Source organism: Gemmatimonas sp. UBA7669 (genome assembly GCF_002483225.1).
In the GTDB taxonomy this organism is placed as follows: Bacteria; Gemmatimonadota; Gemmatimonadetes; order Gemmatimonadales; family Gemmatimonadaceae; genus Gemmatimonas.
Genome location: NZ_DLHL01000056.1, coordinates 26,020 through 40,655 on the forward strand (window position 1 = coordinate 26,020; position 14,636 = coordinate 40,655).

A 14,636-nucleotide genomic window follows, 5' to 3' on the forward strand; every position below is an offset into this window, starting at 1 on the left:
GGGTTGGGGTTGGGGTTGGGGTTGCGGTTGGGGTGCGTTGCCCGAGCACAACAGGCGACGAATTGATGAGACTTCGCGAGGCTGTTGGCGTTAGCGTGGCCCATGCCACACAATCCCGCGAGACTCAAAGTCATCGATCGCGCCTTTGCGCTGACCGTGGAAGTTCACCGGCTGGCCGAGCAACACGCCGACGGGCTCTCGGCGCGAGGACCGGGCCTCAGGTCCCAGATGCTGCGCGCCGCTGACTCGGTTGCCAGCAACCTTACCGAAGCGGCGGCGTTCGATTCGCCGAAGCGCTGCGAGTCCTTTCTGCGGGTTGCCATCGGATCATGCAATGAGCTCGAGCTGCAGCTCCGATTGGCCGTGGCCCTGTGCGCATTTCCGGACATCGCGAATGACTGGATCGACGAAACGATCGTGGTTCGCAAGATGATCTTTGGCTGGCGAAAGTACTTGCAGCGTCGGGAATCGAATGCAGGAGCCGTGGAGCCCCAGACCCCGACCCCGACCCAGACCCAGACCCAGACCCAGACTGAGACCTGAGACCTCCGACCCCAGACTCCAGACCCCAGACCCCAGACCCGGGAAACCCCGATCCCATCTCCCATCTCATTGGTTGCTCACATCTCATCCTCTATTTCTGTCCCATCTCCCACATCCCAACAAGAAACGGCCGGGAGACAAAGTCTCCCGGCCGTTTCTCTCACCATCCCACATCTCAACGAGGTTAGTCGTCGGGCATGGTGAAGGCTGTGGGCTCAAACGAAGGCAGCAGCGCCTCGAAGTTCGGCTCCAGCGCCTCGGGCACCGGCTCCGGCTCCGGCAGCGAGTCCGACTCCACATCCACTTCCTGGTAGCGGTACATACCCGTACCGGCCGGGATGAGGTGGCCGATGATGATGTTCTCCTTGAGACCCAGCAGATCGTCGCGTGAGCCACGGATGGCCGCGTCGGTGAGAACGCGCGTGGTCTCCTGGAAGGAGGCCGCCGACACAAACGACTGCGTGGTGAGCGAGGCCTTGGTGATGCCGAGCAGCAGCGGCTCTTCCGTCGCCTGACGGATCTTCCGCTTCTTGGCGTCCTCGTTCACTTCGCGGAACTGCGAGCGATCGACATGCTCGCCCTCGAGGAGTTCGGTATCGCCCGAATCCGCGATGCGTACCTTCTGGAGCATCTGCTTGACGATCACGCCGATGTGCTTGTCGTTGATCTTCACGCCCTGCAGGCGGTACACCTCCTGCACTTCGTTCAGCAGGTACTCCTGCACGGCACGCGGGCCCTTGATGCGCAGAATGTCGTGCGGGTTGACCGGACCTTCGCTGATGCGGTCACCGGCGCGCACGCGGTCGCCCTCGTGCACACGCAGGTGCTTGCCTGACGGCACCTCGTACACCTGCTCAGGCTGCGACTCGTCCACCTGCCAGACACCCTTGTCCACCGTGGCCGGACGGACGAAGACCTCGCGCTTGCCGCGCTTGATCTCGCCGAAGCGCACGAACCCGTCGATCTCGGAGATCGTCGCCGGATCCTTCGGACGACGCGCTTCGAACAGCTCGGCCACGCGCGGCAGACCACCGGTGATGTCGCGCGTCTTGTAGGCTTCGCGGCTGATCTTGGCGAGGATCGTACCGGCCGGGATCTCCTGGCCATCCTCGATCGTGATGACGGCGCCCACGGGCAGAATGAAGTCGCGCACGCGCTTCTCCTTGCCGCCCTTGTTCTGCCAGATCTCGATGTGCGGATGCAGCTTCTTCTCGCGGTCTTCGATCACCACGCGCTGACGCAGACCGGTCAGTTCGTCGAGCTCTTCCGACAGCGATTCGTCTTCCACGAGATCCACGAAGCGCACCGTACCTTCGATATCCGCGATGATCGGATTCGAGTACGGGTCCCACGTGAACACCGTGTCTTCCTTCTTCACGAACTGACCATCCTCGACCATGAGGTAGGCACCGAGCGGCACCTGCAGGCGCGCTTCGATGGCGGCATTCTTCTCCGCCGAGGCCTTGATGATCAGCTCACCTTCGTACGACGTCACGACCTTCTGGCCTTCCGGGTTGAGCACCGTCACGAGACGGTCGCCGAACTCGATGACACCGGCCTTCTTCGTCTTGCGCGCCGTCTGCTCGGCGATACGCGCCGCCGTACCACCGACGTGGAACGTACGCAGCGTGAGCTGCGTGCCGGGCTCGCCGATGGACTGCGCGGCAATGATGCCCACCGCCTCGCCCAAGTCCACCATCTGCATGGTGGCCAGGTTGCGGCCGTAGCACATGCGGCAGAGACCCCGCTTGGCTTCGCAGGTGAGCACGGAACGGATCTTCACCGTTTCGATGCCCGAGTCCTCGATGGCCTGCGCCATTTCTTCCGAGATCAGCTTGCCGGCTTCCACCAGCAGCTTCGCCCGTCCGGCCTCGTCGCGCTCCATGGGGTCGTAGACATCCTCGGCCGCCACGTTGCCCACGAGACGCTCGGCGAGCGGCTCGATGACATCCTCGCCTTCCTTCAGCGCGGCCGTGTCGATACCGAGGATCGTGCCGCAATCCTCTTCGGTGATCGTCATGTCCTGCGCCACGTCCACCAGACGACGCGTCAGGTAGCCGGCGTCGGCCGTCTTGAGCGCCGTGTCCGCCAGACCCTTGCGGGCGCCGTGCGTGGACGAGAAGTACTCGAGCACCGACAGTCCTTCACGGAAGTTCGACTTGATCGGGTTTTCGATGATTTCGCCGATACCACCCGTGAGCTTCTTCTGCGGCTTCGCCATGAGACCGCGCATACCCGCCAGCTGGCGGATCTGGTCGCGGCTACCACGGGATCCGGAGTCGAACATCATGAACACCGGATTGAAGCCACCCTGCGATTCGCGCATGGTCTTGACCATGGCGTCCGCAATGTCGGTGTTGGCGTGCGTCCAGGTGTCGATGACCTTGTTGTAGCGTTCGCCGTTCGTGATGTTGCCGGTCGCGTAGGCACGCTGGAAGCGCTCCACGCGCTCCGACGCTTCCTTGAGCAGCGACTCCTTCTCACGCGGGATGTGCAGGTCCTCGATACCGATGGACACGCCGCCGCGCGTGGCGTTGCGGAAACCGAATTCCTTGAGGCGATCGAGCAGCTGCACCGTCTCCGCGAGTCCCGCCTGGCGGTAGCTCTCGAAGACCAGCTGGCCGAGCGCCTTCTTCTTCATGTCGAAGTTCTTGAACGCCAGACCAGCCGGCACGATCGTGTCGAACAGCACACGGCCCGTGGTCGTCGTGATCCAGGTCGGCGTGTCGCCACGACGATCCAGCCAGCGGCAGGGCGTCTGCGTGGTCGCGCGCCCGTTGGCGATGGCCAGTTCCACTTCTGCCGTCGACGTGTAGGCCGGCAGCTTGGCCACCCACGCGGCATCCTTCACGAGCTTGTCGAAGTCCGTCGGCGCCTTCGTGGCCACGTAGCAACCGAGCACGATGTCCTGCGACGGCTCGGCCACCGGACGACCGTCCGACGGCTTGAGGATGTTGTTCGACGACAGCATCAGCACGCGCGCTTCGATCTGCGCCTCGAACGACAGCGGCACGTGCACGGCCATCTGGTCACCGTCGAAGTCGGCGTTGAACGCCGCGCACACGAGCGGGTGAATACGAATGGCCTTGCCTTCCACCAGCACCGGCTCGAAAGCCTGAATGCCTAGGCGATGCAGCGTGGGCGCGCGGTTGAGCAGCACCGGATGGTCGCGGATGATGCCTTCCAGCACCTCGTACACCATCGCGTTTTCGCGCTCCACGATCTTCTTGGCGCGCTTCACGGTCTCCGCTTCGCCGCTCTCCACCAGCTTGTGGATGATGAACGGCTTGAAGAGCTCGAGCGCCATGGCCTTCGGCAAGCCGCACTGGTGCAGCTTGAGCTCCGGACCCACGACGATGACCGAACGGCCCGAGTAGTCCACGCGCTTGCCGAGCAGGTTCTGACGGAACCGGCCCTGCTTGCCCTTGAGCATGTCGGACAGCGACTTGAGCGGACGCTTGCCGCGGCCACGAATGGCCTTGGAGCGACGCCCGTTGTCGAACAGCGCGTCCACCGCCTCCTGCAGCATGCGCTTCTCGTTGCGCAGGATGACTTCCGGCGCGCGATGCGAGATGAGCTTCTGGAGACGGTTGTTGCGGTTGATGACGCGGCGATACAGGTCGTTCAGGTCGGACGTCGCGAACCGGCCGCCATCGAGCGGCACGAGCGGACGCAGGTCGGGCGGGATCACCGGAATCACGTCCAGGATCATCCACTCCGGCCGATTGCGGATTTCCCCGCCCTCACCCGACGTGCGGAACGCGTCGACGATCTTCAGACGCTTCAGCATCTGCTTCTTGCGATGCTGCGAGGTCTCACCCACCACGTTCGTGCGCAGCTCCTCGGCCGTCTTGTCGACGTCGAGGCGCTTGAGCAGCTCACGCACGGCGGGCGCGCCGATGTCACACTGGAACGCCGTGTCGCCTTCGGCCTTGGCCTTCTGGCGCAGCGTCAGATACTCGTCTTCGTCGAGCAGCTGGCGCACACGCACTTCCTGGCTGCCCGGATCGATGACGATGTAGTTGCTGTAGTAGATCACCTTCTCGAGGTCACGCAGCGTGACGTCGAGCAGGTTGCCCATGGGCGACGGCAGGGTCTTGAAGAACCAGATGTGCGCGACCGGCACCGCCAGTTCAATGTGACCCATGCGCTCACGACGCACCTTGCTGAGCGTGACTTCCACGCCGCAGCGATCGCAGATCACGCCGCGATAACGGATGCGCTTGTACTTGCCGCAATGGCATTCCCAGTCCTTGACCGGACCGAAAATGCGCTCGCAGAACAGACCGTCCTTCTCAGGCTTGAAGGAGCGGTAGTTGATGGTTTCGGGCTTGGTGACTTCGCCCCACGACCACCAGGTGCGCAGACCGGCCATCTCCAGCCGCTCGCGCTCCTTGGGGTCCTTCGGGCCGCGAATCTCCTCGGGCGAGGCGATGCGGACCGACATGTAGTCGAACGCCGACGCGCGGGCTTCGCGCGTGCTGCGGAAATCGATCATGCGTTATTCCTCCCCGCCGAGGCCACCGTTGTTGCCGCCCGCATCGATGAGCTCCACACCGGGGCCACCGTCGGTGGACCCCAGCGTGACCTTGATGCCAAGCGCCTGCAGTTCCTTCACGAGCACGTTGAACGACTCCGGGATGCCGGGTTCCGGCAGGTTCTGGCCCTTCACGATGGCCTCGTACACACGGCTGCGGCCGTTCACGTCGTCAGACTTGACGGTGAGGATTTCCTGCAGCGTGTGCGCCGCGCCGTAGGCCTCGAGGGCCCACACTTCCATTTCACCGAAGCGCTGGCCGCCGAACTGCGCCTTGCCGGCGAGCGGCTGCTGCGTGACCAGCGAGTACGGTCCGATGGAACGCGCGTGAATCTTGTCGTCCACGAGGTGCGACAGCTTCAGCATGTAGATCTCACCGACCGTGACCGGCGCATGGAACGTTTCGCCCGTGCGGCCGTCACGCAGGTTCACCTTGCCAGTGGGCGTGAGCCCGGCAAGGCGAATGAGTTCGGTGGCCGCCGCATCGACATCCGCATCCTTGCCGCCCGACACCATCCCGGCGAGCGCCGGCTGACCGATGCGCAGCAGCGTATCGGCGTGCGACAGGGCCGCCTGCTCCTCGAGCAGACTGATGGCCGCCGCCGCGTCACCCGGCAGTTCCTCGACATCCTGACGGTGAATGGCAATGGCCGCCTTCACCGCGTCGATCTCACGCTCAGCCAGCACACGCGCCGACTTGATCGTGAAGTCCTTGATGCGGTTGTACAGCGCCTTCGTCTCCGCCGACATCTCCTTCGACCCGAGGTCGTTGAGATTGGCGTCGCGCAGCAGCGTGACCTTGTCCGGCAGACGACGATCGGGCTTGATGTCGGCCAGCAACACCTTGATCTCCGCCGGCGTCGCGTCCGTGCTGCTGTCACCCAGCATGAGCGTTTCGCGCGCCCAGCGCACGCCGGCCAGCTTCATGAGCAGGCCGATTTCGCGCTCGTTCGCGCCCTCGAACACCGGCGTCTTGGCGTAGAAGTTGAGCAACTTCGCGGCCCAGCCGAGGTGCGTCTCGAGGATCTGACCCACGTTCATGCGCGACGGCACGCCCAGCGGGTTGAGCACGATGTCCACCGGACGACCGTTCGGCAGGAAGGGCATGTCTTCCTCGGGCACGATACGCGCCACGATACCCTTGTTGCCGTGACGACCGGCCATCTTGTCACCGACCGAGATCTTGCGCTTCTCGGCCAGATACACCTTCACGAGCTGAATCACGCCCGGCGGCAACTCGTCGGGCTGCAGAATGCGGTCGATGCGCTCTTCCGCCCGCTCTTCGATGCGGCTCTTCTCTTCGTTCGCGGCGTCGATGATCTCGCGCACGCGCTCGTTGGCCTTCTTGTTCTCGACACGGAAGGTCTTGAGATCGAGCGTCGCGAAGCGCAGACCCGCCAGCAGCTCCTTGGTGAGCGTGGTGCCGGCCGCAATGGCCTCTTCCACCGTGCCCGCCTTGAGCGCCAGGGCCACCACTTCGCCCTCGAGCAGCGCGGCCAGTTCGGCGTCACGCACCTCGTTGACGCGGATCTTCTCCTCGCCCTCGAGACGACGCACTTCACCGATGCGCTCACCGCGATCCTTTTCGACCACCTGATCTTCGACGCGCGAGAAGATCTTCACGTCGATGACCGTGCCTTCCATGCCGGGCGGCACCTTGAGCGAGCTGTCCTTCACGTCCTTGGCCTTCTCACCGAAGATGGCCGTGAGGAGCTTCTCTTCCGGTGAGAGTTCCGTCTCACCCTTCGGCGTGATCTTGCCGACGAGGATGTCGCCGGGCTTGACCGAGGCGCCGATGCGCACGATGCCACGCTCGTCGAGATCGACCAGCGATTCCTCGGCGACGTTCGGAATTTCGCGCGTGATTTCTTCCTGCCCGCGCTTCGTGTCGCGCACGTGCAGTTCGAGCTCCTGGATGTGAATCGACGAGAACACGTCGAACTTCACCAGGCGCTCGGAGAGCACGATGGCGTCTTCGAAGTTGTGGCCGTACCACGGCATGAAGGCCACCGTGACGTTGCGGCCCAGCGCCAGCTGCCCCATTTCGGTGGCGGCGCCGTCGGCCAGCACTTCACCCTTCGCGACCTTCTGACCCAGCTGCACGAGTGGCCGCTGGTTGATGGCCGTGTCCTGGTTGGTGCGCCAGTACTTCTTGAGGCGATAGCGATCGAGCTGGCCAAGGCGCGCCAACGGGCGGTCGCCCTCGAGCGGCACCATGTCGAGGCCGGCATCGACGATGATCTCGTCGGCCGTCACGCTCGTGACCGTGCCCGCGCGGCGCGCGATGATGACGGCGCCCGAGTCCACGGCGACCGTGGCTTCAAGGCCCGTACCCACCAGCGGCGTGGCCGGGTTGAGCAGCGGTACGGCCTGACGCTGCATGTTCGAGCCCATGAGGGCGCGATTGGCGTCGTCGTGCTCGAGGAACGGAATGAGCGCGGCGGCGATGGAGACCAGCTGCTCCGGCGCCACGTCCATGTAATCGATGTTCTCGGGCGGCTCGAGCGGCAGGTCACCGCGCTTGCGTGAGAGCACCAGCGAATCGACGAACGTGCCGTCCGGGTTGAGCTTCGAGTTGGCCTGCGCGATGATCGCGTCCTCTTCGCGGTTCGCGTCGAGCCACACGATTTCGCCCGTCACCCGGCTGTCCTTCACGATGCGGTACGGAGTCTCGATGAAGCCGAGATCGTTCACGCGGGCGAAGCAGGCGAGCGACGTGATGAGGCCGATGTTCGGACCTTCCGGCGTCTCGATGGGGCACATGCGGCCGTACTGCGAGTAGTGCACGTCGCGCACTTCGAAGCCGGCGCGCTCGCGCGTCAGACCGCCCGGGCCGAGGGCCGACAGACGCCGCTTGTGCGTCAGTTCGGCCAGCGGGTTGGTCTGGTCCATGAACTGCGAGAGCTGCGACGAACCGAAGAAGGCCTGGATGACCGCCGACACCGTGCGGGCGTTGACGAGGTCGTCGAGGCTGATCTTTTCCGGATCGGTGTTGATGGACATGCGCTCCTTGACCAGACGCGCCATGCGCGAGAGGCCAACGGAGAACTGATTCGCGATCAGCTCACCCACGGAGCGGATGCGACGATTGCCCAGCTGATCGATGTCGTCCACATCGCCGCGGCCTTCGTGCAGTTCCACGAGCTGGCGCATGATCTCCACGAAGTCTTCCTTCGTGAGGACCGTGGTGCTCATGGGCGTGTTGAGGCGCAGGCGCTGATTGATCTTGTAACGACCGACACGACCGAGGTCGTAGCGCTTGGGCGAGAAGAACAGGCGCTCCAGCGCCTGCTTGGCCGTCTCGCGGTTGGGCGCGTCGCCCGGACGAAGGAGCGCATAGATCTGCTTGAGCGCCTCCTCCTCGTGCTTGGTCGGGTCCTTGGCCAGCGTGTTCTTGATGAGCGTCGACTCGGCGCGGCCGGAGGCGACGAACACGAACACTTTCACGATGTCCGCCTTGCGGATGCGCTTGATGACCGCGTCGGTCAGCGTCGAATCCTTTTCGGCGATCACTTCACCCGTGTCCTGATCGACGACGTCGCGCGCCAGCGTGCGGCGCACTTCGCGCTCGCCGCGGTCGATCGCGTCCTGTTCGTCGCGCAGGTCGATCTGCGTGTACGAGGCGAAGACCTTGATGGTCTTGACGCCCTGACGCACGAGGCGGTTGAGCACCTCTTCCGTCAGCTCGTCACCCTCACGCACGAGCAGCTCGGCCTCCGAGCGCTCGCGCTCGGCCTTGGCCTTCTTGGTCTTGGGCTTCGGCGCATCGGCCGCGGTGACTTCGCCCTCGAGGGAGAGGTCTTCGGCAATGATGGCGCCCAGCACTTCGCGCTGGTCATTGCGCGTTTCGCGCTTCTTGACCAGGTCGAGATCCCGTTCGGCGAAGAAGAGCCGCAGGATGTCGCGGTTCTCGCCGTAGCCAAAGGCGCGCAGCAGCGCGGTGGCCGGGAACTTCTTCTTCTTGTCGATGTGGACGTAGATCACATCGTGGATGTCCACGGTGAACTCCACCCAGGAGCCGCGGAAGGGAATGATCCGCGACGACAACAGCCGCTGGCCGTTGGGGTGCGTGCTCTCTTCGAACACGACGCCGGGCGAGCGGTGGAGCTGCGAGACAATCACGCGCTCCGCGCCGTTGATGACGAAGGTGCCGAGCTCGGTGAGCAGCGGCAGTTCGCCAAGATAGACTTCCTTCTCGATGATGTTCCGGGGACGCTTGCCGTCGCCGGTATCCTCGAAAATGACGAGTTGCAGGGTGGCCTTGAGCGGGGCCGAGTACGTCATGTCGCGCTCGATGCATTCGGCGACTGTGTACTTGGGTTCGCCCAAGCTGTACCGGACGAATTCCAGCGAGAAGTTCTCGTGGACATCCGTGATCGGGAACAGGTCCTTGAAGACGCGCTCGAGGCCGACGTCCTCGCGCTCCTGCTGGGCCGCATCCAGTTGCAGCAGCGACTCAAAGGCGCGCGTCTGGATGTCCAGCAGGTGGGGCATGTCCATGCCCGTCTCGAGCTTCGCGAACGAGATCTGGTTCATCATATCCTTAAGGGGCTCACCCTCGTACGGGGTGCGCGGAACCCGGAGCATCCGGAACGGAAAGCCCGGGGGCGCAAAGCGCTCCGTCCCCGACGACGCCGGTCAGCAAAAACTGACCGGCGTCCCCGGGGCGGAGCGTTCCAATGCAGAACTGCAGGAACGTCGACGTAATACCTTCGGCGGGTGCCGCGGGATTACTTGACTTCGACGACGGCGCCTTCGGCCTCGAGCTTGGCCTTGATCGCTGCCGACTCGTCCTTCGTCACGTTTTCCTTGATGGTCTTGGGCGCGCCGTCGACCAGGTCCTTGGCTTCCTTGAGGCCCAGGCCGGTGAGCTCGCGCACCACCTTGATGACCTGGATCTTCTTGGCGCCGGCATCCTTGAGGATGACGGTGAACTCGGTCTGCTCTTCGACCGCAGCCGCCGGGGCCGCCGCGCCGCCGCCGCCCGCCGCCACCGCGGCGATGGTGACGTTGAACTTCTCCTTGAACGCCTCGATCAGCTCGGACAGCTCGATGACGCTCATGGCGCCGATCGCGTCGAGAATTTCGTCCTTGCTCAGAGTCGTGTTGGCCATGATGGTACTCTCCGTATGTCTCCCCCAGGATGCCTGGGGCGTGTAGTCAGGGTAGCCTTGCGGCGAACGCCTGGGGATCTCAGTTGGAGCCTTCGAGCTGCGCTTTGCGGGCGTCGAGGGCGAGGGCGAACATCATCGGGATGCTGTTGAGGTAGCCGGCGAACATCGACAAGGCTTCCTCGCGCGTGGGCAGCGTGGCCAACTTCTTGACCATTGCCTCGTCCACCGCGTTGCCTTCGTAAATGCCGCCCTTCACTGCCGGCTTGGAATCGTTCTCCTTTGCAAAGTCGGAGAGGACCTTCGCCGCCGTGATGGCATCCTGCGCCACGACGACCCCAGTGGGGCCGCTGAGACGCGTGCCCGCCAGGCCCGCTTCGTTCACCGCGCGGAGCGCCAGCGTGTTCTTGATCACGACGTACTCCACGCCGGCCTTCTTCAGGCGGCGACGCAGATCCGTCATGCGCTTCACGTTCAAACCCGTGAAGTCGGTGTAGTACAGCGCCTGCGCGCCGTTGAGCTTTGCCACCAGCCCATCGACCAGGAGCTGCTTCTGAGGCTTCTTGGCCTTCGTCTTGGCTTTCATGGGTGCGTCTCCCTCTTACCGGTACGGCGTGGTGTCGATGGTGACGCCCGGCCCCATGGAGCTGGAGATCGCGACGTTCCGGATGTACACGCCCTTCGCCGCAGACGGCTTGGAGCGCACGATGGTGTCCATCAAGGCCGAGACGTTGCTCTCGAGCTGCTCGGGCGTGAACGACACCTTGCCGACCGGGGCATGCACGTTGCCGCCCTTGTCAACGCGGAATTCGATCTTGCCGCCCTTCGACTCGCGCACCGCCTTGCCCACGTCGAACGTAACCGTGCCCGCCTTCGGGTTCGGCATGAGACCGCGCGGACCGAGCACTCGGCCAAGCTGGCCGATCTGCCCCATCTGGTCCGGCGTGGCGATCATGACGTCGAAATCGAGCCAGCCGTCCTTGATCTTGGCCAGGAATTCCGTGCCCACAAAGTCGGCACCGGCTTCCTGCGCTTCCTGGATCTTGACACCGGCGCAGATGACCAGCACGCGCATCGTCTTGCCCGTACCAGCCGGCAGCACCACCGTCCCGCGCACCACCTGATCGGCGTGACGCGGATCGACGCCGAGGCGCACCGCCAGTTCGACCGTCTCGTCGAACTTCGCGAACGCCATGCCCTTCACCAGCGAAATGGCTTCCTTGACCTCATAAGCCTTCGCTTGGTCGCGCCGCTCACTCGCGGCGCGGAACTTCTTGCCATGCGTCTTCATGAGGCTCAGTCCTTGACCGTGATGCCCATGGAACGCGCCGCGCCGGCGATCATCGCCACCGCGGATTCCATGCTGTCACAGTTGAGGTCCGGCATCTTCGTGGTCGCAATCTTCTCGAGCTGCGCCCGCGTGATGGTCCCCACCTTGTTCTTGTTCGGCTGACCCGAGCCCTTCTCCACGCCGATCTCCTTCTTGATGAGTTCCGCCGCCGGCGGAGTCTTCAGAATGAAGGTGAACGACTTGTCTGCGTAGATCGTGACCTCGACGGGAATGATCATATCCCCGCCCTGCGTGCGAGCGTTGAACTCCTTGCAGAACCCCATGATGTTGATACCCTGGGGACCGAGGGCCGTACCTACCGGGGGCGCCGGGTTCGCCTTGCCTGCAGGGATCTGCAGTTTGACGAATCCAGTGACCTTCTTGGCCATGCTACATCCTCATCGCGAGTTCCGACGTGGGACCATCCCACACCGGTCTGGCTACCACATTGTTTTGCGTCGGGTGGTGACGACGTCCTGCTCCTTAGTAGCCGCGAAGCTGGAGGTAATCCAACTCCACGCTCGTCGGCCGCCCGAACAGGCTCACCGACACGCGCACCTTGCCCTTGTCGGGCAGGATTTCCTCGACCGTGCCGTTGAAGTCGGCGAACGGGCCTTCGGTGATTGCCACCGCCTGCCCCACGAGGAAGGGAATCTCCTCACGCACCGGCGCTTCATCGGCGGGATCCGCCTGGCCGAGCAGGCGACGCACTTCGTCGTCGCGCAGCGGCATCGGATCCCGGTCCTTGCCCACGAACTTGATGACCCCCTGGATCGCATTGATCTCGTGCAGCGTATCCTGCGACGCGACCATCTCCACGAGCACGTAGCCCGGGAAAATCTTGCGCTCCACGGTGACCTTCTTGCCGTTCTTGATCTCCACCACTTCCTGCGTCGGCACGAGCGCCTGACGGATCAGGCGATCCTCGGGCGTTGCCGGATCCGTGTCGATCTTTCGCTGGATCAGGCGCTGCACCTTGTTCTCATGCCCAGACGTGGTCTGGATGGCATACCACCGGTGCTCGAGCATCGACACGGTCATGAGTGGCTCAACCGACCAGCATGGCGGGCAGGCGCACCAGCAGGAACTGGAGCGCCACATCCACGAGACCGATCACCGCGCCCAACAGCAGCACGAAGACGATGATCTGCACCGTCGCCGACTGCAGCTGCGCCCGGTCCGGCCACGTCACCTTCTTCATCTCGGCGACCACGTCATGGTAGAACGTGACCATCCGCGACCCGAGCCCTGCGCGCGTCACCTCGACGGGAGCGGTCATGATTTACTTGGTTTCCTTGTGCAGCTGATGCTTGTTGCAGCGCGGGCAGTACTTCTTCCACTCCACGCGCTCAGGATGAAGACGCTTGTTCTTCATCGTGAAGTAATTCCGGTTCTTGCACTCGGTGCACCCGAGGATGATCTTCTCGCGCGGCATGTGGCGGCTCCGTGCTGCTCGGCGGTGTTGCCAGTAAGGGCATGGTGCGCAGAGAAATTCCCGCGACGCCGTGCCGATGTTGCGTAGATGCTGCTTGTCAGTGTCTGCGTCCCCCGCACCAACCGGCGCCGCAGCAGCTTGCACAACAAGCCACTGCCGGCTTTGGCGGAACGGGGTGAGCCTTGCAACGTAGCAGGCCCCGGATCTACCCGCAAGTCACGGGCCCGTCTTGTCCACACGGCCGGCCGCCATTCCGCAAGTGCCCGCGCTGCGCCAACTTACCGAAATGACAGGCGCACCGAAACGCACCCGAATTTTCCCGCAACCCTCGGGGGCATGAGCGGGGGTCCCGCCAGCGGGTCCCCCAGACCTCCGGTTGCCAAGTTGCTCGTATGGCTGGTCATTTTGGCGGGTCTCGTGCTGACGGTCGGCTCAGCCGTGGCCCTCTTTCTCTGGCTGCTGGACCTGGTCACCCGCTGGCAGTGGCAGGTCCCGGCCCTGCTCTTCCTGCTGCCCCTGCTGGGCGTGCTCAGCCATGCGCTCGACGAGCGGGCCGGCGGACAAGCCAGCCAGGGCAACACCCTCCTGTTCCGCGAGATGCTCCGCCCCGGGGAGGGCCTGCCCCTGCGCATGGCGCCCCTCGTGCTGCTGGGCACACTGCTCACGCACCTGGGCGGTGGGTCGGCCGGCCGAGAAGGCACGGCGCTGCAGATCGGCGGCAGTCTGGCTTCCAGCCTCGACCGGCTGGCTCGGCGTTTGGCCCCCGGGCACTGGCACCCCAGCCCCGATGAGCAGCGACTCATGTTGCGCTGTGGTGTGGCCGCCGGCTTTGGTGCCGTGTTCGGGACACCATTCGCAGGCGCCGTCTTTGCCCTCGAAGTCCTGACCGCGCCCCGCGTTGGGGTGAGATCGGTCCTGACGACTGTGCTCGTTTGTCTGGCGACAGCGCTGGCTGCCGATGCAGTCACGCTGGCCTGGGGCATTGCGCACACGTCGTATCCTGAACTCACCCGCGCGGCACTCGGGGTCGGCGGAACTGACATACGGCTTCTTGGCAAGGTGCTGCTCGCCGCCCTGGTCTTTGCGGTAGCCGGCGTGCTGTTCGGCGCGGCCGCTCACGCTGTCGCGCGGCAGCTCAGTGCCCACGTGAGCCGCCGCTGGCTGCATCCCGTGCTGGGGAGCGCGGCGGTGGTGGCGGCCGTGCTGCTCCTGGACACCCGCGACTACCTGGGACTCGGGGTCCTTCCACCGCCAGGCGGACAGGCCAGCATCGTCACCAGCTTCGATGCGAACACCGACATGCCTGCCTGGGCGGCATTGGCCAAAGTCGGTTTCACCGCCGTCACGGTGGGCAGCGGATTCAAGGGGGGTGAAGTGACGCCGCTGTTTTTTGTCGGCTCCACACTGGGACACACACTGGGCAGCGCGCTGGGTGCGCCCGTCGCACTGTTTGCCGCACTGGGTTTCGTGGCGGTCTTTGCCGCGGCCACCAAGACCCCACTCGCCTGCACGGTCATGGGGCTCGAACTGTTTGGCGGCGAGATGGCACTGTATCTCGCGGTCGCCTGCTTCGCGTCGCGTGCCGTGTCAGGACGGCTCAGCATCTACGCGCATCATGGTGAACGACAGGCGGGACAGGAGACTTGTTCGGAGTAGCGTGGTTCGCCACCACTGACACTC

10 protein-coding genes and 2 pseudogenes are annotated in these 14,636 nt (G+C 64.4%); 2 read left to right on the forward strand and 10 right to left on the reverse strand.

What is annotated here, in order from left to right; all coding sequences use genetic code 11:
* Positions 1 to 102: 102 nt before the first annotated feature.
* The gene (locus tag B2747_RS17760; protein WP_291164105.1) at positions 103 to 543 is read left to right on the forward strand and encodes a four helix bundle protein; all 441 of its coding nucleotides are present in this window, start codon (positions 103 to 105) and stop codon (positions 541 to 543) included.
* Between the two features lie 184 nt (positions 544 to 727).
* On the opposite strand, the gene rpoC is transcribed toward B2747_RS17760, so the two are convergent.
* The 10 genes and pseudogenes from rpoC to rpmG form a co-directional block, all read right to left on the reverse strand.
* On the reverse strand, positions 728 to 5,041 hold the full coding sequence (rpoC, locus tag B2747_RS17765; protein ID WP_291164108.1) for a DNA-directed RNA polymerase subunit beta': 4,314 nt from the start codon (positions 5,039 to 5,041) through the stop codon (positions 728 to 730).
* Between the two features lie 3 nt (positions 5,042 to 5,044).
* A pseudogene (locus B2747_RS20290) lies at positions 5,045 to 5,506 on the reverse strand (hypothetical protein); the annotation flags it as partial.
* Positions 5,507 to 6,019: 513 nt separating this feature from the next.
* Positions 6,020 to 9,667 (reverse strand): annotated as a pseudogene (gene rpoB, locus B2747_RS17770) (DNA-directed RNA polymerase subunit beta); the annotation flags it as partial.
* Positions 9,668 to 9,810: 143 nt separating this feature from the next.
* Positions 9,811 to 10,194, reverse strand: coding sequence for a 50S ribosomal protein L7/L12 (gene rplL, locus B2747_RS17775; RefSeq protein WP_291164114.1), 384 nt, complete (start codon positions 10,192 to 10,194; stop codon positions 9,811 to 9,813).
* Positions 10,195 to 10,273: 79 nt separating this feature from the next.
* A complete protein-coding gene (gene rplJ, locus B2747_RS17780) occupies positions 10,274 to 10,777 on the reverse strand; it encodes a 50S ribosomal protein L10 (RefSeq protein ID WP_291164116.1) in 504 nt (167 codons plus the stop codon).
* 15 nt (positions 10,778 to 10,792) lie between these two features.
* Positions 10,793 to 11,482 carry a 50S ribosomal protein L1 gene (rplA, locus tag B2747_RS17785; protein WP_291164118.1) on the reverse strand — a complete coding sequence of 230 codons (690 nt, stop codon included), beginning with the start codon at positions 11,480 to 11,482 and terminating at the stop codon, positions 10,793 to 10,795.
* Between the two features lie 5 nt (positions 11,483 to 11,487).
* Positions 11,488 to 11,910: a 50S ribosomal protein L11 gene (rplK, locus tag B2747_RS17790; protein WP_291164121.1), complete on the reverse strand. Its 423-nt coding sequence runs from the start codon at positions 11,908 to 11,910 to the stop codon at positions 11,488 to 11,490.
* A gap of 94 nt (positions 11,911 to 12,004) precedes the next feature.
* Entirely contained in the window at positions 12,005 to 12,562 is a 558-nt protein-coding gene (gene nusG / locus B2747_RS17795) for a transcription termination/antitermination protein NusG (protein ID WP_291164124.1), read from the reverse strand.
* Positions 12,563 to 12,569: 7 nt separating this feature from the next.
* Positions 12,570 to 12,800 (reverse strand): preprotein translocase subunit SecE, encoded by a 231-nt coding sequence (gene secE, locus B2747_RS17800; protein ID WP_291164127.1) that lies wholly within the window; start codon positions 12,798 to 12,800, stop codon positions 12,570 to 12,572.
* Between the two features lie 3 nt (positions 12,801 to 12,803).
* On the reverse strand, positions 12,804 to 12,956 hold the full coding sequence (rpmG, locus tag B2747_RS17805) for a 50S ribosomal protein L33 (protein WP_291164129.1): 153 nt from the start codon (positions 12,954 to 12,956) through the stop codon (positions 12,804 to 12,806).
* A 336-nt stretch (positions 12,957 to 13,292) separates the two neighbouring features.
* Between rpmG and B2747_RS17810 the strand changes: the two genes are divergently transcribed.
* Complete coding sequence (locus B2747_RS17810; RefSeq protein ID WP_291164132.1) at positions 13,293 to 14,612, forward strand: chloride channel protein; 1,320 nt, start codon at positions 13,293 to 13,295, stop codon at positions 14,610 to 14,612.
* Positions 14,613 to 14,636: the final 24 nt, after the last annotated feature.